This window comes from Sphingomonas sp. CD22 (assembly GCF_034556155.1).
Lineage (GTDB): Bacteria > Pseudomonadota > Alphaproteobacteria > Sphingomonadales > Sphingomonadaceae > Sphingomonas.
In genome coordinates this window covers 188,220-208,243 of the sequence record NZ_JAYDYX010000001.1, presented here as the reverse complement: position 1 = coordinate 208,243, position 20,024 = coordinate 188,220, and the positions used below count along the sequence as shown (strand labels likewise).

At 66.3% G+C, this 20,024-nt stretch carries 12 protein-coding genes; 6 read left to right on the top strand and 6 right to left on the bottom strand.

The window, feature by feature from the left end; translation table 11 throughout:
- The first annotated feature begins 4 nt into the window (after positions 1–4).
- On the top strand, positions 5–697 hold the full coding sequence (gene rplA, locus SFC76_RS00935) for a 50S ribosomal protein L1 (protein WP_322847622.1): 693 nt from the start codon (positions 5–7) through the stop codon (positions 695–697).
- Positions 698–924: 227 nt separating this feature from the next.
- Here the strand turns inward: rplA and SFC76_RS00930 are convergent, their stop codons facing one another.
- The 3 genes from SFC76_RS00930 to SFC76_RS00920 all read right to left on the bottom strand — a co-directional run bounded on the left by SFC76_RS00930 (position 925) and on the right by SFC76_RS00920 (position 5,002).
- On the bottom strand, positions 925–1,770 hold the full coding sequence (locus tag SFC76_RS00930; protein WP_322847621.1) for an oxidoreductase: 846 nt from the start codon (positions 1,768–1,770) through the stop codon (positions 925–927).
- A 76-nt stretch (positions 1,771–1,846) separates the two neighbouring features.
- Positions 1,847–2,368, bottom strand: a complete 522-nt coding sequence (locus SFC76_RS00925; protein WP_322847620.1) for a PilZ domain-containing protein — start codon at positions 2,366–2,368, stop codon at positions 1,847–1,849.
- A gap of 141 nt (positions 2,369–2,509) precedes the next feature.
- Complete coding sequence (locus tag SFC76_RS00920) at positions 2,510–5,002, bottom strand: PhoX family protein (protein WP_322847619.1); 2,493 nt, start codon at positions 5,000–5,002, stop codon at positions 2,510–2,512.
- 642 nt (positions 5,003–5,644) lie between these two features.
- Here SFC76_RS00920 and rplJ point away from each other — a divergent pair.
- The gene (gene rplJ / locus SFC76_RS00915) at positions 5,645–6,160 is read left to right on the top strand and encodes a 50S ribosomal protein L10 (RefSeq protein WP_322847618.1); all 516 of its coding nucleotides are present in this window, start codon (positions 5,645–5,647) and stop codon (positions 6,158–6,160) included.
- Positions 6,161–6,236: 76 nt separating this feature from the next.
- Positions 6,237–6,611 (top strand): 50S ribosomal protein L7/L12, encoded by a 375-nt coding sequence (rplL, locus tag SFC76_RS00910; protein WP_322847617.1) that lies wholly within the window; start codon positions 6,237–6,239, stop codon positions 6,609–6,611.
- Between the two features lie 132 nt (positions 6,612–6,743).
- Here the strand turns inward: rplL and SFC76_RS00905 are convergent, their stop codons facing one another.
- Positions 6,744–7,724, bottom strand: coding sequence for a PAS domain-containing methyl-accepting chemotaxis protein (locus tag SFC76_RS00905; RefSeq protein WP_322847616.1), 981 nt, complete (start codon positions 7,722–7,724; stop codon positions 6,744–6,746).
- Positions 7,725–7,808: 84 nt separating this feature from the next.
- Positions 7,809–8,930, bottom strand: a complete 1,122-nt coding sequence (locus tag SFC76_RS00900; protein ID WP_322847615.1) for a hypothetical protein — start codon at positions 8,928–8,930, stop codon at positions 7,809–7,811.
- A 379-nt stretch (positions 8,931–9,309) separates the two neighbouring features.
- Here SFC76_RS00900 and rpoB point away from each other — a divergent pair, with 379 nt between their 5' ends.
- The 3 genes from rpoB (at position 9,310) to SFC76_RS00885 (ending at position 18,669) form a co-directional block, all read left to right on the top strand.
- The gene (gene rpoB, locus SFC76_RS00895) at positions 9,310–13,464 is read left to right on the top strand and encodes a DNA-directed RNA polymerase subunit beta (protein WP_322847614.1); all 4,155 of its coding nucleotides are present in this window, start codon (positions 9,310–9,312) and stop codon (positions 13,462–13,464) included.
- 169 nt (positions 13,465–13,633) lie between these two features.
- A complete protein-coding gene (rpoC, locus tag SFC76_RS00890) occupies positions 13,634–17,923 on the top strand; it encodes a DNA-directed RNA polymerase subunit beta' (RefSeq protein ID WP_322847613.1) in 4,290 nt (1,429 codons plus the stop codon).
- A gap of 293 nt (positions 17,924–18,216) precedes the next feature.
- Positions 18,217–18,669 (top strand): hypothetical protein, encoded by a 453-nt coding sequence (locus tag SFC76_RS00885; protein WP_322847612.1) that lies wholly within the window; start codon positions 18,217–18,219, stop codon positions 18,667–18,669.
- Between the two features lie 30 nt (positions 18,670–18,699).
- Here the strand turns inward: SFC76_RS00885 and SFC76_RS00880 are convergent, their stop codons facing one another.
- A complete protein-coding gene (locus SFC76_RS00880) occupies positions 18,700–19,497 on the bottom strand; it encodes a metallophosphoesterase (protein WP_322847611.1) in 798 nt (265 codons plus the stop codon).
- Positions 19,498–20,024: the final 527 nt, after the last annotated feature.

Below are 20,024 nucleotides of genomic sequence, written 5' to 3'. Positions count from 1 at the left end.
GATCATGGCCAAGCTGACCAAGAAGCAGAAGTCCAACGCCGTGAACCCTGAGACGCTGCATGGCGTCGATCAGGCGATCGCGATGGCCAAGCAGAACGCCACCGCCAAGTTCGACGAGACCATCGAGGTCGCGCTGAACCTGGGCGTCGATCCGCGCCACGCCGACCAGATGGTCCGCGGCGTCGTCACGCTGCCCGCCGGCACCGGCAAGACCGTCCGCGTCGGCGTCTTCGCCCGCGGCGCCAAGGCCGAGGAGGCGCTCGCCGCCGGGGCCGACGTCGTCGGTGCGGAAGACCTGATGGAGACGATCCAGGGTGGCACGATCGATTTCGATCGCTGCATCGCGACCCCGGACATGATGGGCGTCGTCGGGCGCCTCGGTAAGGTGCTCGGCCCCAAGGGCCTGATGCCGAACCCGAAGCTCGGCACCGTGACGATGAACGTCGCCGAAGCGGTCAAGGCCGCCAAGGGCGGTCAGGTCGAGTATCGCGTCGAGAAGGCCGGCATCATCCACTCGGGGATCGGCAAGGCGTCGTTCACGCAGGAAGACCTGCGTCGCAACTTCGACGCGCTGGTCGACGCCGTGGTGCGTGCCAAGCCGTCGGGCGCCAAGGGCAAATATGTCCGCAAGGTCGCCGTCAGCTCGACGATGGGCCCGGGCATCCGCGTCGACACCGCCGAGGTCGCGGGCGCGTAAGCCTTTCGCAACACGCGAATACGAAAAGGGCCGGGAGCAATCCCGGCCCTTTTTGTTGGTGCGGATGGCTTGGTCGCCCCGGACCGGGCCGAGGTGAGAAGGCGGTAGTACGTCGTCGCTAACCTCCACCCGACTGGGCCCCGGCCTCCGCCGGGGTACAGCCTGGGAGGATATCCGGCTGGCTTTCGCAAAAGCCTCGAACGAGCCTCGGGAAAGCGGACCGGCGATTACTCGGGAAAATCCGCCCCCAGCGCCTGCTCGCGCAGACCCTCGATCTCCGCCAGTCGCGCCTTCAGCTTGGCAGTCACCGCGTCGAAGCCGAACTTGCCGAGCACCAGATGGCGCGGCGGCGTTTCGGCTTCGGCGGCGGCGATGATCGCCTCGCCCGCGCGCACCGGGTCGCCGGCCTGTTCGCCGCTGATCTGCTTGGTCGATTCCATCCGCTTGCCCGCGGTTTCGGCATAATCCGCGATCCGCACCGGCGTCTGCTGAAGCGACCGCCCCGCCCAATCGGTGCGGAACGGCCCCGGCTCGACGCAGGTCACCGCGATGCCGAGCGGCCCGACCTCCGCGGCGAGACTGTCCGACCAGCCCTCGACGGCATGTTTGGACGCGGCGTAATAGCCCGATCCCGGAAAGCCGATCAGCCCGGCGACCGAGGTGAAGTTGATGACGTGGCCGGCCCGCTGCGCGCGCATGCCGGGCAGCACCGCCCGGGTCAGCGCGAACAGGCCGAAGACGTTGGTGTCGAACTGCGCGCGGATCGCCGCCTCCTCGCCTTCCTCGACGCTCGCCTGATAGCCATAGCCGGCGTTGTTCACGAGCACGTCGATACGCCCGAACCGCTCCTGCGCCGCCGCGACCGCCGCGTCGACCTGTCCGGCATCGTTGACGTCGAGCGCCAGCGCCAGCGCACGATCCTCGGCACCCTCGACCAGATCGGCGACCCGCGACGCATCGCGCGCGGTAACGACGACGCGCCAGCCGCGATCGAGGACGAGCCGCGCGAGATCGCGGCCGAAGCCGGTCGAACAGCCGGTGATGAACCAGACGGGGGAGGATGGCAGCGTCATGAGCGGAAAGCCTTGGACCAAAAGAAAGGATTGAACATCGGCAATGCCGCAGCCCGGTCCCGGTTCCTCGCCGCGGTCAGTTTCCCGCGGTGCTTCCCGTCGCATCGGCATTGCCCGTCAGCGCCACGCCCACCGCCGCGAACGGCCGCGACAGCACCGATCCGACCTCCTGCGCCGCGAACACGGCGGCGGCGCCGACCGCGACGATCAACACGACGAACTGGAACGCCGAGGCGAAGCGCCGGCTCTGCGCCTCGCGTTCGGCGGCCGGCACGCGGCGCACCGCGCGACGGTCGTCGTCGCCCGCGTCGCTCCGCTGCGGCTTGTGTGCGGGCGGCTGCGCGGTGACGATACCCTGGATATCGATCGGGTCCTGCGTCCGCACCCCGAAGAAGGCGCCGTTCTGCCAGACCACGCGACCGACGACGACATGATGGATGCGGCGGATCTCGACCACCGTACCCGGCCGGCACACCGGACTGGACGATGCGAGCAGGCCACGCGACGACATGTTGTGGATCACCACGTCGGTCCAGTCGGCGCCGGCGCGCATCCGCGCGCGGACCAGCACCTTCACCCGCGGCTCCCGCGTCTTCATCGCCGGGACCGATCAATCGGAAAGGAAGCGGTCGCGGGCATGACGATCGTTATGCCCGCGAAATCTTAAACGTCCGTAATCGACAAATCCGTTTTCGACCAAGCGGGTGCCGCGCCGGTGCGTGGCGCGGCACCCGATGGATCACAGGCCGATGATGCCGCCGTCGGTCTTGATGATGACGATCGTCGCCGAGCGCGGCCGGCCGCTGCCGGTGCCGCTCGCCTGGCTCTGCGGCCAGTTGCTGGTGATGCCCGACGGTCCGCCGCCCTCGCCGGGATGCTGGATGTTGACGAAGATCGAGCGGCCGTCCGGCGTCGAATCGATGCCGGTGATCTCGCATTCCTTCGGGCCGACCAGGAAGCGCTTGAGCGCGGTGCCCGGTGCCTTGCCGATCCGGGTGGTCTGCGACGCGGTCTGGCCGCCGAGGCTGTTGGTGAAGGTGCGCGTGCCGCCGTCGCCGACCGTGCCGGGGATCGCGGCGAGCAGCATGCAATTGGTCACGTCGGTATAGGCGCCGTCGTCGGTCTCGATCCACAGGAGCGGCGTCCCCTGCCCCGCGACGTTGCTCGGCCGGGCGAACCACAGCCCGTCGGGCGAGGAGAAATCGTTGGTGGCATCGAGGTTGGACAGGTTGATGTTGGCCGGGTTGAGATCGCTGCCCGCACCGAAGGCATAGATGTCCCAGGTGAAGGCCAGCGCCTCGCTGCTGTCGCCGGTCTCGCGCAGGCGGATGACATGTCCGTTGGGATTGCCGTTGCTCGCCCCGCCGGTGGTCTTGGGGTCGCTATAGGCGCGCGGGTTGGCGGCATCGGTGGTGGCGACGGTACGCGACGAATTGTTGGTCAGCGTCAGATACATCTCGCCGGTCACCGGATTGACCGCGGTCCATTCCGGCCGGTCCATCTTGGTCGCGCCCAGCGCGTCGCCGGCAAGCCGGGCGTGGGTCAGCACATCGGCCTGATCGGTGAAGGCATAAGCGCTGTTGGCGCCGGTCAGCGCGCCTTGGCCGAACACCAGCGGTAACCACTGGCCGCTGCCGTCGGCGTTGAACTTGCCGACGTAGAGCGTGCCGGTGTCGAGATATTTGTCGCCGATCGCGAGCCGGTTGGTCGCGCTCGCATCCGCCGCCGACCAGGTCGCCGACGAGACGAACTTGTAGACATATTCGTTCTGCGCATCGTCGCCCATGTAGAAGGCGGGTCGCACGCCGGCGATCGTCCGGCCGATCACGCAGCCTTCGTGGTTCATCCGGCCGAGCGCCGTGCGCTTGCGCGGCGTCGAGGCGGGATCGAACGGGTCGATCTCGACCACCCAGCCATATTGATTGGGCTCGTTGCGGAAGTCGCCGGTGCCGTTGGCGGCCTTGGTCGCGTCGACGGTGGCGTTGAACTTGGCGATGCGGGTGTCGCCGGCCGCCGGTGCGGCGGCGGTCGCCCAATTGTAATTGCCCGCCTTCAGCGCATCGTTGCTGCCGGTGTTGAGACCGTAGCGGCTGAACGCGACGACCGACCGGGCGCCGAGCGCGGCGGTGCGGCGGGCGTTGTCGCCGGCCTCGCGCCGGAAATAGCCGGCCCAATTCTCTTCGTTGGTCAGATAGGTGTTCCACGGCATCGTGCCGTTGGCGCAATTGTTGATCGTGCCGCGCGCCGCGACGCCGGTCGGCGAATAACCAGTGAACAGCAGCGCATTGCCCTTCACCGGACCGGAGAAGTCCATCGGCGTGAACGGCGTGATGCGGCGGTTGAGGCTGCTGCTGTTGACGTAGCTCCAGCCGCTGGTGCCGCGGTTGATCTCGACCACGCTGACGCCGTGCGCCTCGATCTCCTTGAGCACCTCGGCGGTCGGGCGCGCGCCGGCGACCGTCGTCGGACCGTTGGGATGCAGATAGCTCTGCGTGATGTTCTCGTGGTTGAGCACGAGCAGCCCGCGGCTGCTGTTGGTCGGGTCGGGCGTGGTGCCGGTCGCGGCGAGGCCGAAGAAGCTCATGCCGTCATGATGATCGCCGGCGCGTGCCGAGAAATTCGTGTCGCTGCCGTCGTTGGCATAGGCACCGACGCTGCCGTTGATCGGATCGCCGAGCCGGTAGAGCACGGTGACCTGATAGCCCGACGGCACCGCGACGACGTCGGCGAGGCTCTTGGGCACCGCGGTGAAGTCGAGCGTCGCGGGCGCCACCGTCACGATCGTGTCGGCGACCGAACGGATGCCGTCGGTCGAGGTGCTGGTGAACTGGAAGGCGAGCGGCGTCGCGGCGGTCACCGCGGGTGCGGTGAAGCTGGCGGCCGCGCCCGTCGCATTGGCCAGGCTGACGATCGGACCGCTGGTCTGCGTCCATGCGGTCGAGGCGGAATTGCCGCTCGTCACCGCGCCGTTCAGCGTCACCGTCTTGCCGACCGAGGTGGTGATCGCCCCGCCGGCGGTCACCGTGGTCGCGCGACGCTCGTCGTCCTGGTCGCAGCCGGCGAGCATGCCGGCCCCGAACACCGCCGCGGTCATCGCCGAGATGCCGCCGCGCAACGTCTGGCGACGCGAATAGCGGCTGGCGATCAGCTCGCCGATATGCGGATTGGCACTGACGTTTGTGTCGATATCACCATCGTCATAGCCGATGGTGGACAGGCTCTCGATCGTCATATTGGTTCCCCCGCTACGCGGCGCCGTGCCGCTATGCGGCTGTCATTGGCCGACAAAAGCGGCAGCGGGGTTGCAGCGCGGTGACGGGAAGATGAAACGAGGATGACATGAAAATGACATCGCTAATTCCTCCCCCGCCAGGGAGTGCCGGGGTGAACGGCCCCCGGCCGTTCAAGGTCATGCCGGGGGCATGACCGACCCGGCACTGTGGCGCGGCGAAGCCGTGACGGAGGGGGAGGACACGGAACGGACGTGTCACTTACCTCCCCCTCCGTCATGCCTTCGGCATGCCACCTCCCCCTGGCGGGGGAGGATTGTGACGGATGTCCCAACCACCCAGCGGGTGGAGCAATGCAGGACGACTCTTGACTCCTCCCCGCATTCCACTACTGGCACGCGCTTGCCGGCGGGTTCGCCCGTCGTGCATCCGTCCAAGACAGCAGGTGCCACGGATTTGCCGCGGCTTAATGTCCTGCCGAGACGGGGACAGGAATTTGACGATCGGTCCGCCTCGTGGTGCGCCGGTCTGCCGCCCTTCACGGGTGCCTTCCCCATCGATGGACAACCCCGGCGGGGTTTTCCCCTCCGGTTTGTAACCGGGAGGGTCGCTTCGTGCGGCACTCTCAAAACGTGGAGAATGGCATGGATCGTGCTCAAAAGGCCGCGGCCGTTGCCGAGTTGAATCGCACCTTTTCCGAAGTCGGCGTGGTAGTCGTTACCCGCAACAACGGAATGACGGTTGCCCAGTCCACCCGACTGCGCAACGCGATGCGTGATGCCGGCGCGACCTACAAGGTCTCGAAGAACAAGCTTGCCAAGATCGCACTCGATGGCACCGATTACGGCTCCGTGGGCGACATGCTCACCGGCCCCGTCGGCCTCGCCACCTCGATCGACCCCGTCGCCGCTGCCAAGGTAGCGGTCGAATTCGCGAAGACGAACGACAAGTTCGAAATCGTGGGCGGTGCGATGGGTGCGACCCCTCTCGACGTTGCCGGCGTGCAAGCGCTCGCCACCCTGCCCTCGCTGGATGAACTCCGGGCGAAGATCGTCGGCCTCATCGTTGCCCCGGCAACGAAGCTCGCGACCATCACCCAGGCTCCCGCGGCGCAGATCGCGCGCGTGCTGTCGGCTTACGCCGAGAAGGAAGCCGCCTGAACTTCAGGCGCTTTTGGACAAGCGAATTTTCAACTGACACTTGGGGCCGTCGGCCCCGACATATGAAGGAAGTATCATGGCAGACCTGAACGCGCTGGTTGACCAGCTGAGCGAACTGACCGTCCTCGAGGCCGCCGAGCTCTCGAAGCTGCTCGAAGAGAAGTGGGGCGTTTCGGCCGCCGCTGCCGTCGCCGCTGCCCCGGCAGCCGGTGGCGCCGCTGCTCCGGCCGCCGAAGAGAAGACCGAGTTCGACGTGATCCTCACCGGCGACGGTGGCAAGAAGATCAACGTCATCAAGGAAGTCCGCGCCATCACCGGTCTCGGCCTGACCGAAGCCAAGGCGCTCGTCGAAGGCGCGCCGAAGGCCGTCAAGGAAGGCGTGAACAAGGACGAGGCCGAGAAGGTCAAGAAGCAGCTCGAAGACGCCGGCGCGACCGTCGAGCTCAAGTAAGCCGCAGCGGAGGAGACGGGCAGCACGCTGCCTGCTCCTCCACAGGGCCGGCCGACCATCGGCCAGCCAGCGACAGGAAGAGGGCGGCCCCCGCAGGGAGGCCGCCCTTTTTCGTGTCCGCGCCCGCTGCGGTCAGCCGCGTCGGCGCGCGCGCCACGCGCCCGTGCCGATCACGCCCGACGGCGCCTCGCCGGCATGCGCCGCATCGATCGCCGCGTTGAGTTTCATCAGATCGGCCTGCGCGGAGAGCGATCTGATCGTGTCGACGACGCCGGCGAGCTGCGTCATCGCCGTCTGCACCTCCGCGGTCTTGGCCTCGAGCGCCGACTGGAAGCGCTGCTGCTCGTCGCGCCGGGTGGCGACGGCGCGCTCCAGCCGCACCTGCCGGGTGACGTCGCTGGCGATCGCGACGATGCGCAACGGCCGGCCCATCGCATCGGACACCGGCGTATAGCTCGCCTGCAGCCAGCATTCCTCGCCGTCGCGGGCACGCCAGCACCGGACGCCGCTGTCGATCCGGCCGCCGGCCAGCCGCGACCAGAAGGCGGCATAGTCGGCCGACGCAGCATACGCCGGATCGCAGAAGCTGCGATGATGCCGCCCGACGACATCCTCCAGCCGATAGCCGGTCAGGCCGAGGAACCGCTCGTTGGCATGGAGGAGGATGCCGTCGGGAGCGAATTCGACCACCGCTTGGCTGCGGTCGAGCGCCGCCAGCCGCGCACTGCGCTCCGCCTCGCCGCGCCGGCGTTCGGTGACGTCGGTGGCGACCTTGACGAAGCCTGAGATGGCGCCGTCGTCGTCGGTCAGCGGATCATAAGCCGCATGCAGGCGGACCTCGCGTCCGTCCTTGGTGATCCGCGTACATTCGCCCGAGGCGGCGCGGCCGCGTTCGAGATCGTGCCACAGCCGCCGATAGCCGGGCGAGACCTGCTCCTGCGGCGAGCAGAAGGCGCGATGATGCAGGCCCTTCATCTCGACCAGGCTATATCCCATCGTCGTACAGAACCGCTCGCTGGCCCAGATGACGTGACCGACATGGTCGAATTGGGCGACGTTGGTCGCACGGCACACCGCTGCCCAGATCTCGGCACCATGACGTTCGGCTGCCATATATTCTCCCGGCCCGAGGATCGGACCAAAGTGGACACGCCGACTGCCGTTAACCGCTCCCGACCATTATGCAACCCGCGCAAATCATCGTTCCACCGCAGCAGCATAGGGGCGAACGCCGAGCGCATCGTACATCCGCGCGGGCTGATCGAACCAGAACGGGACCAGTTTGGCGGAATCGACGCGCTCGACACCGACCGCGAATGCCGCCGCGGTCTGCGCGTCGATGCCGCCCGCATCGTAGAGCGCGTTTATCGCCACGACCGGCACGAACATCGCCCGGCCACCCGCTTCGAGCGGCCGGATCTCGGTGCGCGGCAAGGCGGCGACGACGCGTACGCGCCGCGTCTCGCCCGGCGCGAGCGCGAACGGCGGCACCGCGGTGCGCCCGACCGGCGCCGCGAACACCGCCGCGACGTCGCTTTCCTGCCCCGGACCGGCTCCGGTCAGCGCGACGCCGACGCGGATCGCCGTGGCCGGCACGGTGCCGAGGTTGCGCACCTCCAGCTCCGCCTCGACCGTGGCGCTGAGCAGGTTGAGCCCGGCGCGGCGCGGATTCAGCGTCAGCGCCAGCCGCGCGCGATCCGCCGGCGGCAGCGCGGGAGCGGGCATCGTCGGTTGCGGCGCTGCCGGTACGGGCGCGGGGGCACGGGGCCGCGGCGCCGGCTCGGCGACCGCGACCTCCGCAGCCCCGCCGCTCGCCCGGCGCCGCAACAGCCACCAGCCGACCGCCGCGGCGATGGCCAGCAGCGCCGCCCCGCCCAGCCACCAGCCGGTGGATGAGTCCGACGGGGGCGCCGCCACATCGACCGGCACCGCCGATGGCGTCGCCACCGGAACCGGGGTCGGCGTCGGCGTCGGTGCAGGCGTCGGCGACGGTTCGACAGCCGGCGTCGGCGTTACGTCGGGAGTGGGCGCCGGGCTCGGCGTGGCGCGCGGTGTCGGCGTCGCGCTCGGTCGCGGCGTGGGCCGCGCGGCGGGCGTCGCCGTCGCCCGCGGCGTCGGCGTCACCACCGGCACGGGGATCGGTTCGGGCTCCGGTACGGGAAGCGGGGTCTGCTGCGATGGCGCCAGCCTGAAATTGTCCAGCCCCGGGATCGTCTGCGGCGCGGTCGTGTTCGACGTCTGCGCCACGGCGGGAGCCGCAGCCGCGCCCGCCACCAAAAGGGCGATCGCGCTGAGCCGCGCGCCCCGCTTCATGTTCATGTACCCTGATCTCACCCAAAACGCTTGGGCGTTCCTTAGTGAACGGTTCGCGACCGCCACCCCCGCTGCGACGAACCGCCCCGGCGCGGCGACGGGGCGAAGGCACGGGGTTTGGACGTGTTGGATACACCCCCTTTGACAGTGCCCGCTCCTGCGCCTATATCCGCGTCTCACCACAGCTTTCGGGACATGATGCGCCGTCGCGCAGTGCATCGTACGAATAGAGGGTTCTGGTTCATAGACGCTGAAGGCCGACGCACTGTGATGCGCTCGGCTTTTTTGCGTCGCACCTCGCGTCCCGCTCCGGGGGTTCCCGGGCACGATATTCCGGCCCGCGCCAGTTTCCCGACTGGCCGGCCACGACTGAGGGCATAACACCATGGCCAGCAAGGCGATCCAGGGCAGCACTGCCAAGCGGCGCATCCGCAAGATCTTCGGCGACATCCACGAAGTCATCCAGATGCCGAACCTGATCGAGGTTCAGCGCGAGAGCTACGAGCAGTTCCTCCGTTCGGACAAGAGCACCGGCCACGTGTCGGGTCTCGAAAAGACGCTGCGCAGCGTCTTCCCGATCCAGGATTTCGCCGGCACCGCCTATCTCGATTTCGACGATTACGTCCTCGAGCCGCCGAAGTTCGACGTCGAGGAATGCCGCCAGCGTGGCATCACCTACGCCGCGCCGATGCGCGTCACGCTGCGCCTGACCGCGTTCGAGGTCGATCCGGATACCGAGGCCAAGTCGGTCATCGATATCAAGGAGCAGGACGTCTACATGGGCGACATGCCGCTCATGACCGAGAACGGCACCTTCTTCATCAACGGCACCGAGCGCGTCATCGTCAGCCAGATGCATCGCTCGCCGGGCGTGCTATTCGATCATGACCGCGGCAAGACCCACGCGTCGGGCAAGTATCTCTTCGCCGCGCGCGTCATCCCCTATCGCGGTTCGTGGCTCGATTTCGAGTTCGACGCCAAGGACATCGTCAACGTCCGCATCGACCGCAAGCGCAAGCTGCCGGTGACGGCGCTGCTCTATGCGCTCGGCATGACGAGCGAGGACATCCTCAATTATTTCTACAACCGCGTCACCTATGTGCGCGGCCAGGGCGGCTGGATCATCCCGTTCGCGCCCGAGAATTGGCGTGGCGTCAAGCCGTTGTTCGACATCGTCGACGCCTCGTCGGGCGAGATCGTGTTCGCCGCGCAGCAGAAGATCAGCCCGCGTGCCGCCAACAAGGCGGCCAAGGACGGCCTCACCCAGCTGCTGATCCCGACCGAAGAGATCTTCGGCCGCTATTCGGCCTATGACCTCATCAACGAGACGACGGGCGAGATCTACGTCGAGGCCGGCGACGAGATCGGCGCCGAGAACCTCGAGGCGCTCGACAAGGCGGGCATCGACACGATCGAGCTGCTCGACATCGACCACGTGTCGACCGGTGCATGGATCCGCAACACGCTGAAGGCCGACAAGGCCGAAGAGCGCGAGCAGGCCCTGTCCGACATCTATCGCGTGATGCGCCCCGGCGAGCCGCCGACGCTCGAAACCGCCGAAGCGCTGTTCGCCGGCCTGTTCTTCGATCCCGACCGCTACGACCTGTCGGCCGTCGGTCGCGTCAAGCTCAACATGCGCCTCGACCTCGACGCCGAGGATACGGTGACGACGCTGCGCAGCGAGGACATCCTCGCGGTGATCAAGACGCTCGTCGGCCTGAAGGACGGCAAGGGCGAGATCGACGACATCGACAATCTCGGCAACCGCCGCGTGCGGTCGGTGGGCGAGCTGCTCGAGAACCAGTATCGCGTCGGCCTGCTCCGCATGGAGCGCGCCGTGAAGGAGCGCATGTCCTCCGTCGACGTGTCGACGGTGATGCCGAACGACCTGATCAACGCCAAGCCGGCGGTCGCCGCGGTGCGTGAATTCTTCGGCTCGTCGCAGCTGTCGCAGTTCATGGATCAGACCAATCCGCTGTCCGAAGTGACGCACAAACGTCGTGTTTCGGCGCTCGGACCGGGCGGTCTGACGCGTGAGCGTGCGGGCTTCGAAGTCCGCGACGTCCACCCGACGCATTACGGCCGCATCTGCCCGATCGAGACGCCGGAAGGCCCGAACATCGGCCTGATCAACAGCCTCGCCTCGTTCAGCCGCGTCAACAAATACGGCTTCATCGAGACGCCGTACCGCAAGGTCGTCGACCACAAGGTCACCGACGACGTGGTGTATCTGTCGGCGATGGAAGAGGCCAAGCACACGATCGCGCAGGCGTCGGCGGAGCTCGGCCCCGACAAGGGCTTCACCGAGGAACTGGTGTCGTCGCGTCAGGCGGGCGAGTTCCTGATGGCGCTGCCCGACAACGTCACGCTGATGGACGTCAGCCCCAAGCAGCTCGTCTCGGTCGCCGCATCGCTCATTCCGTTCCTGGAAAACGATGACGCCAACCGCGCGCTGATGGGCTCGAACATGCAGCGCCAGGCCGTTCCGCTGGTGAAGGCGGAAGCGCCGTTCGTCGGCACCGGCATGGAAGAGACGGTCGCCCGTGACTCGGGCGCCGCGATCGCCGCCAAGCGCGCCGGCATCGTCGACCAGGTCGACGCCAGCCGCATCGTCGTGCGCGCCACCGGCGAGGTCGATTCGGCCAAGTCGGGCGTCGACATCTACACGCTGATGAAGTTCCAGCGCTCGAACCAGTCGACCTGCATCAACCAGCGTCCGCTGGTGAAGGTGGGCGACGTGGTCAACGCCGGCGACGTCATCGCCGACGGCCCGTCGACCGAGTTCGGCGAGCTGGCGCTGGGCCGCAACGCGCTCGTCGCGTTCATGCCCTGGAACGGCTACAACTACGAGGATTCGATCCTCATCAGCGAGCGGATCGTGAAGGACGACGTGTTCACGTCGATCCACATCGACGAGTTCGAGGTGATGGCCCGCGACACGAAGCTCGGGCCGGAGGACATCACGCGCGACATCCCCAACGTCGGCGAGGAAGCACTGCGCAACCTCGACGAGGCGGGCATCGTCTACGTGGGTGCCGAGGTCGAGCCGGGCGACATCCTCGTCGGCAAGATCACGCCGAAGGGCGAAAGCCCGATGACGCCGGAAGAAAAGCTCCTCCGCGCCATCTTCGGCGAAAAGGCGTCCGACGTCCGCGACACCTCGCTGCGTCTGCCGCCGGGCGTTGCCGGCACGATCGTCGACGTCCGCGTCTTCAATCGCCACGGCATCGACAAGGACGAGCGCGCGATGGCGATCGAGCGCGAGGAGATCGAGCGCCTGAAGAAGGACTCGGACGACGAGCGCACCATCCTCAACCGCGCGACCTGGTCGCGTCTGCGCGAGATGCTGCTCGATCAGGTCGCCACGGCGGTGCCGAAGGGCCTGAAGAAGGGCGCGACGATCGACATGGACCTGCTCGACAGCGTCGACCGCCACGAATGGTGGAAGTTCGCGATTGCCGACGACAAGGTCCAGGGCGATCTGGAAGCCGTCAAGCAGCAGTATGACGAAGCCGCCAAGCGGATCACGGACAAGTTCCACGATCGTCGCGAGAAGCTGGAGCGTGGCGACGAGCTGCCGCCCGGCGTGCTCAAGATGGTCAAGGTCTTCGTCGCGGTGAAGCGCAAGCTGCAGCCGGGTGACAAGATGGCCGGCCGTCACGGCAACAAGGGCGTCATCAGCCGCATCCTGCCGCAGGAGGACATGCCGTTCCTCGCCGACGGGACGCCGGTCGATCTGGTGCTCAACCCGCTGGGCGTGCCGTCGCGCATGAACGTCGGGCAGATCTTCGAAACGCATCTCGGCTGGGCCGCCCGCAATCTGGGTATGCAGGTCGCGACCGCGCTCGAGGATTGGCGCGAAGCCAACCCCGATGCCACGGCGGGCGAGATGCCCGACGCGGTGCGCGAGCGTCTCGTGGAGGTCTATGGCGATCATTATGCCGAGGACATCCAGAGCCGCGAGCCCGAGGAGATCGTCGAGCTGGTGCACAACATCCGCACCGGCATCCCGATGGGCACCCCGGTGTTCGACGGCGCGCGTGAAAGCGACGTGTCGGCGATGCTGGAGCTGGCGGGCCTCGACACGTCGGGCCAGTCGGAGCTGTTCGACGGCCGCACCGGCGACAAGTTCGACCGCAAGGTGACCGTGGGCATCATCTATATGCTGAAGCTGCACCATCTCGTGGACGACAAGATCCACGCCCGGTCGATCGGGCCGTACAGCCTCGTCACCCAGCAGCCGCTGGGCGGCAAGGCGCAGTTCGGTGGTCAGCGCTTCGGCGAGATGGAGGTCTGGGCCTTGCAGGCCTATGGCGCCGCCTACACCTTGCAGGAAATGCTCACGGTGAAGTCCGACGACGTCGTCGGCCGCACCAAGGTCTACGAGGCGATCGTCAAGGGCGACGACACGTTCGAGGCCGGCATTCCCGAGAGCTTCAACGTGCTCGTCAAGGAAATGCGCTCGCTGGGCCTCAACGTCGATCTCAAGACGATGCAGGACCAGGTCGACGAGGACGGCATCGCGATCGCCGCGGAGTAAGCCACCACTCTCCCTCTCCCGTCGGGAGAGGGAGGGAGCGGCCGTAGGCCGCGGAAGGGTGAGGACGGTTCGGTTCGCTGCCCTGCCCTCACCTTCCCACCAGCTTCGCTGGCGGGCCCCTTCCTCTCCCGCTGGGAGAGGAGAAAAGAATTCTGAGAGGTTCATCCCCATGAACGAACTGACCAACTTCGCGAACCCGATCGCAAAGCCCGAGACCTTCGACCAGATCCAGATCGGCATCGCCTCGCCCGACAAGATCCGCTCGTGGTCGTTCGGCGAGATCAAGAAGCCCGAAACCATCAACTATCGCACGTTCAAGCCCGAGCGTGACGGCCTGTTCTGCGCGCGCATCTTCGGTCCGATCAAGGATTACGAATGCCTGTGCGGCAAGTACAAGCGCATGAAGTACAAGGGCATCGTCTGCGAGAAGTGCGGCGTCGAGGTTACCGTCTCGAAGGTCCGCCGCGAGCGGATGGGCCATATCGAGCTCGCCGCCCCGGTCGCGCACATCTGGTTCCTGAAGTCGCTGCCCAGCCGCATCGGCCTGCTGCTCGACATGCAGCTCAAGCAGCTCGAGCGCGTGCTGTACTTCGAGGCGTATATCGTCATTGAGCCGGGCCTGACCCCGCTCGAGAAGTTCCAGCTGATGACCGAGGACGAGCTCCTCGAGGCGCAGGACCAGTATGGTGAGGACGCGTTCTCGGCCGGTATCGGTGCCGAGGCCGTGCGCATCATGCTCGAAAGCCTCGACCTCGAAGGCGAGAAGGTCGCGCTGCTCGAAGAGCTGGCGACGACCAAGTCGGAGCTGAAGCCCAAGAAGATCATCAAGCGCCTGAAGGTTGTCGAGAGCTTCCTCGAATCGGGCAACCGTCCCGAGTGGATGATCCTCGAAGTCGTGCCGGTCATCCCGCCCGAGCTGCGCCCGCTGGTGCCGCTGGACGGCGGCCGCTTCGCGACGTCGGATCTCAACGACCTCTATCGCCGCGTCATCAACCGCAACAACCGCCTGAAGCGGCTGATGGAGCTGCGTGCGCCGGACATCATCGTCCGCAACGAAAAGCGTATGCTGCAAGAGGCGGTCGACGCCCTGTTCGACAACGGCCGTCGCGGCCGGACGATCACCGGCGCCAACAAGCGCCCGCTCAAGTCGCTGTCCGACATGCTGAAGGGCAAGCAGGGCCGCTTCCGTCAGAACCTTCTCGGCAAGCGCGTCGACTATTCGGGTCGTTCGGTCATCGTGACCGGTCCGGAGCTAAAGCTGCACCAGTGCGGCCTGCCGAAGAAGATGGCGCTCGAGCTGTTCAAGCCGTTCATCTACGCGCGCCTCGACGCCAAGGGCCTGAGCATGACGCTCAAGCAGGCGAAGAAGTGGGTCGAGAAGGAGCGCAAGGAAGTCTGGGACATCCTGGACGAGGTGATCCGCGAGCATCCCGTGATGCTCAACCGCGCCCCGACGCTGCACCGTCTTGGCATCCAGGCGTTCGAGCCGGTGCTGATCGAGGGCAAGGCGATCCAGCTTCACCCGCTGGTCTGCTCGGCGTTCAACGCCGACTTCGACGGCGACCAGATGGCCGTGCACGTTCCGCTGAGCCTCGAGGCGCAGCTGGAAGCGCGCGTCCTGATGATGTCGACCAACAACATCCTGTCCCCCGCCAACGGCAAGCCGATCATCGTGCCGTCGCAGGACATGGTGCTGGGCCTCTATTATCTGTCGATGCTGAAGGAAGGCGAGCCGGGCGAAGGCATGCTGCTCGGCGACATGGCCGAGGTGCATCAAGCGCTCGAAGCCAAGGCGGTGACGCTGCACACCAAGATCATCAGCCGCGTTCCGCAGACCGATGAGAGCGGCAAGCAGTACCTCAAGCGCTACGAGACGACGCCGGGCCGCATGCTGCTCGGCGAGACGCTGCCGCACAGCCACAAGGTGCCGTTCGAGACCGTCAACCGCCTCCTCACCAAGAAGGACGTCGGCGACGTGATCGACGAGGTCTATCGTCACACCGGCCAGAAGGAGACCGTGCTGTTCGCCGATGCGATCATGGCATTGGGTTTCCGTCACGCGTTCCGCGCCGGCATCTCGTTCGGCAAGGACGACATGATCATCGCGCCCGACAAGGACGTGCTGGTCGACGAGACGCGCGATCAGGTGAAGGACTTCGAGCAGCAGTATCAGGACGGCCTGATCACGCAGCAGGAGAAGTACAACAAGGTGATCGACGCCTGGAGCCGCTGCGGCGACCAGGTCGCCAACTCGATGATGAACGAGATCAAGGCTGTCCGTCATTACGAAGACGGTCCCAACAAGGGCCGCGAGAAGGACATCAACTCGATCTACATGATGGCCCACTCGGGTGCCCGCGGTTCGCAGGCGCAGATCAAGCAGCTCGCCGGCATGCGCGGCCTGATGGCCAAGCCGTCGGGCGAGATCATCGAGACGCCGATCATCTCGAACTTCAAGGAAGGCCTGACCGTCCTTGAATATTTCAACTCGACCCACGGCGCCCGCAAGGGCCTCGCGGACACCGCGTTGAAGACGGCGAACTCGGGCTACCTCACCCGCCGTCTCGTCGACGTGTCGCAGGATTGCGTCATCGTCGAGGAGGATTGCGGCACCGAGCGCGCGCTGGAGATGAAGGCGATCGTGCAGGGCGGTTCGACGATCGCCTCGCTCGGCGAGCGCATCCTCGGCCGCACGACGGCGGAGGACGTGGTCGACGCCAAGACCGGCGAGGTCGTCATCCCGACGGGCACGTTGCTCGACGAGGCGATGATCACGCAGATCGAGAAGATCGGCATCCAGGGGATGAAGATCCGCTCGCCGCTGGTCTGCGAGAGCAAGATCGGCGTCTGCGGCAAGTGCTACGGGCGCGACCTCGCCCGCGGTACGCCGGTCAACATCGGCGAAGCGGTCGGCGTCATCGCCGCCCAGTCGATCGGTGAGCCCGGCACGCAGCTGACGATGCGGACGTTCCACATCGGCGGCGCGGCGCAGCTCAACGAGCAGTCGAACCTGGAGGCACCGGTCGACGGTACCGCCCAGTTCCGCGACCTGCGCCTCATCGTCGACCAGCGTGGTCGCCGCGTGACGCTGTCGCGCTCGGGCGAGATCGCGATCCTCGACATGGACGGCCGCGAACTGTCGACGCACCGTATCCCCTACGGCGCCTATGTGATGTTCGACGACGGCCATGTGCTGTCGAAGGGCGATCGCATGGCGGAGTGGGATCCGTTCACCATGCCGGTGATCACCGAGAATTCGGGCATCGTGAAGTACGTCGACCTGACCGAGGGCAAGACGCTCACCGAGCAGACCGACGAGGCGACGGGCATCGCCCAGCGCGTCGTCATCGAATATCGCACCTCGACCAAGTCGAAGGAGGATCTGCGTCCGCGCCTGACCCTCACCACGACCGAAGACGGCGAAGCGGCGCGTTATATGCTGACAACCGGCGCGGTGCTCTCCGTCGACGACAATGCCCAAGTCCAAGCCGGCGACGTCCTCGCCCGTGTCAGCCGCGAGTCCGCCAAGACCCGCGACATCACTGGCGGTCTGCCGCGCGTTGCCGAACTGTTCGAGGCACGCATCCCCAAGGAAGCGGCGATCATCGCCAAGGTTTCCGGCCGGGTCGTGTTCGGCAAGGACTATAAGGCGAAGCGCAAGATCGGCATCCAGCCCGAGGATGGCGGCGACGTCGTCGAGTATCTGGTGCCGAAGTCGAAGGTGATCGACGTTCAGGAAGGTGACTACGTCAAGCGTGGCGACAATCTGATCGGCGGTTCGCCCAACCCGCACGACATTCTGGAGACGATGGGGATCGAGCCGCTGGCCGAATATCTCGTCAGCGAAATCCAGGAAGTCTATCGACTGCAGGGCGTGAAGATCAACGACAAGCACATCGAGACGATCGTTCGTCAGATGCTGCAGAAGGTCGAGATCACCGACGGCGGCGACACCACGCTGCTGAAAGGCGAGCAGGTCGATCGCGAGGAAATGGACGCGACCAACGAGAAGCTGGAGAAGAACCAGGCACCGGCACAGGGCAAGCCCGTCCTGCTCGGCATCACCAAGGCGTCGCTGCAGACCCGCAGCTTCATCTCGGCGGCGTCGTTCCAGGAGACCACCCGCGTCCTCACCGAGGCGGCGGTCCAGGGCAAGCAGGACACGCTGATGGGTCTCAAGGAGAACGTCATCGTCGGCCGCCTGATCCCGGCGGGTACGGGTGCGGGCATGAACCGCCTGCGGGTCGCGGCCTCGTCGCGCGATGCGGCGATGCGCGTCCAGCAGCGTGCGATGGCCGCGGCGATCGTCGCCCCGGCGTCGGCCGCCGAGCTCCGCGCCGCCGAGGCGCTGCGCTCGAAGCGCGAGGACGTCGGCACGGGTCCCGACCCGCTCGCCGAGGTCGTCCCCTCGGGCGACGGCAGCGACGAGGCCGCGGGCGAGTATCTGAACCAGGAGTGATCTCCGGGTTCGGGTTCAGGCCTGACCGAATGAAGAGCCGCCGTCCGGGCCACCGGGCGGCGGTTTTTCGTTGGGGGGTGGCGGTTGTCGGCAGGCGTGTAGACGGGGAGAACCCCGGCAGCCGCCGGTTAGGGTTTGCCGAGGCTCGCATTCGCCAGATCGCGACGACATCCATCTCTGCGAAGGAGCCGAGGCCGGTAGCAAGAAAGATGCGTATTGCGAGATCGAATGCTTCGACATCAACTATAATGAAGAGGAGATCGCCGCCATCATAACGGCCGCAAGGCGAGACCTTGATCGACATCAAGGTTTCGCATGCACCGGCGTCGATCTTGTATGTTGATCGCAATGACGCCACCGCGTCGCCGAGTCCGCGAATGCTAAACATGATTCCCGCGGCTATGCCGCACGGACGTTATTGGTTGCAGATGCGACCAGCCACTTTTCGACATGCAATAAAAACTTGCACCACTATGGTGATGTTTCCAATTATATCGTATATGATTATGAAGGCGGTGATGATCATCCGCCGTGGATCACGGATACGGTGCCCTGATATGTCCTCGCAGTCGCAGCCTCTCGAAACGTTGGAAGCCTTGTTGAGCCAGGCATGCCAGATCGCCGATGCGCTCGGCCTGGACCTTGCCGCGATCCGGATCGAAGAGGCGCTGATGGTCGCGCGCGATCCGCACGGCAGCAATCCGCTGTGGCAGGATTCCTGGGGCACGATGAGCGTCCTCAACTAAACGACGCGCCCGCCACCCGGCGGGCGGCGTTCAGACGCTTGCGGGGTCTTCCGCGACGTCCGCGAAGCGCGCCGTCTCGACCGCGGGCGTCGCATCATCGGGCATCGTTCGCGCGATCGTCTCGAAGGCGCCGTTGCGGATGCGGATTTCGTTGAACGCCGGCGGCGAATTGCGCACCCGCTTCGACAGCGTACCCGCGCCGATCATCCGAATCGTCCGGCCCGCCCGCTCGACGGGCACGTCGAAGGGGTCATGGACGTGGCCTGACAGCACCGCATGCGCGCCCGCCTCGGCCAGCGCGGTCAATGCGCTGTCGCCGTGCCGGGTGCTCGCCGTCCCCTTGGTGCCACCCTCGATCAGCGGATGATGCGCGGCGACGAAGATCAGCCGGTCCTTAGGCGCCGCGGCGATCATCGCCAGCGCCTTGCGCAACGAGCCGGGGCTCACCCGCCCCTTCGACCAGTTCCAGCGCCATTGCGCCCGCGCCGTCGTCTTGAGCGGCACGATCGTCACCCCGGGCAGGTCGAGTTCGCGCTCGATCATCTTCTCGACCGCGGCATAACGCTGATACGGCGCCAGCAGCCGGCGGAACGGGTCCCAATAATAGGGTATGTCGTGGTTGCCGACCTCCAGCGTCACCGGCACGCCCAGGCTGCGCAGCCAGTCGCCGCCGCGCTGGAATTCGCCGCGTGTCGCGCGCATCGTCAGGTCGCCGGTCATGATCACCGCATCGGGTCGTTCCGCGGCGACGCGTTCGCCGAACCAAGCTATCGCCTCCGGGTCTTCGGCACCGAAATGAACGTCGCTGACGTGGAATAACTTGATCATGATTCCCGAACGCTGCTGTCGCCCGAAAGCTGCCGGGCCGGATCGACATTCGATATCCCCGCCGTTTCGGCCGATGATGGTTGCCGAAACTTCACCCTGTCGTCACACTGGCCTTGCTTCCTCCCGATCGGCGTCTTCAAGCACGTAGCGGGACTGCGGATCAAGTCGGGACCTCTGCGAAAGTGCACGTCCCTGGTGGAGCAGCACGATGCTCCTGCGAACGCAGCCGCCGCCTAGGGCGAAGCAAAACAAGGTCTTACGACCATCAAGACTCCTGTGCTCCTGCTTTCGCAGGAGCACTGGTAAGTTTTGCGGAGGTCCGATCAAGACCGGTTTCCGCTGCGTCCTTCGCGCTTGCCATAGGAAACGGGACCCCGGGTCGAGCCCGCGGTGACGAAAGTGTGGGGCTTGGGCGAGCGTTCATCATCCGGAGACGGCGAGAACCTCGAACGTCGGTCGCGGCCATCGGTCCGGTGCTAGTTCGGCCGGATCGTATTATGGTATTGATTTGTATCAACACACGTTAA

Bases quoted from the DNA above. Each gene is read 5' to 3' on its own strand.
- rplA (WP_322847622.1), top strand. From the start codon at position 5: ATGGCCAAGCTGACCAAGAAGCAGAAGTCCAACGCCGTGAACCCTGAG.
- SFC76_RS00930 (WP_322847621.1), bottom strand. From the start codon at position 1,770: ATGACGCTGCCATCCTCCCCCGTCTGGTTCATCACCGGCTGTTCGACC.
- SFC76_RS00925 (WP_322847620.1), bottom strand. From the start codon at position 2,368: ATGAAGACGCGGGAGCCGCGGGTGAAGGTGCTGGTCCGCGCGCGGATG.
- SFC76_RS00920 (WP_322847619.1), bottom strand. From the start codon at position 5,002: ATGACGATCGAGAGCCTGTCCACCATCGGCTATGACGATGGTGATATC.
- rplJ (WP_322847618.1), top strand. From the start codon at position 5,645: ATGGATCGTGCTCAAAAGGCCGCGGCCGTTGCCGAGTTGAATCGCACC.
- rplL (WP_322847617.1), top strand. From the start codon at position 6,237: ATGGCAGACCTGAACGCGCTGGTTGACCAGCTGAGCGAACTGACCGTC.
- SFC76_RS00905 (WP_322847616.1), bottom strand. From the start codon at position 7,724: ATGGCAGCCGAACGTCATGGTGCCGAGATCTGGGCAGCGGTGTGCCGT.
- SFC76_RS00900 (WP_322847615.1), bottom strand. From the start codon at position 8,930: ATGAACATGAAGCGGGGCGCGCGGCTCAGCGCGATCGCCCTTTTGGTG.
- rpoB (WP_322847614.1), top strand. From the start codon at position 9,310: ATGGCCAGCAAGGCGATCCAGGGCAGCACTGCCAAGCGGCGCATCCGC.
- rpoC (WP_322847613.1), top strand. From the start codon at position 13,634: ATGAACGAACTGACCAACTTCGCGAACCCGATCGCAAAGCCCGAGACC.
- SFC76_RS00880 (WP_322847611.1), bottom strand. From the start codon at position 19,497: ATGATCAAGTTATTCCACGTCAGCGACGTTCATTTCGGTGCCGAAGAC.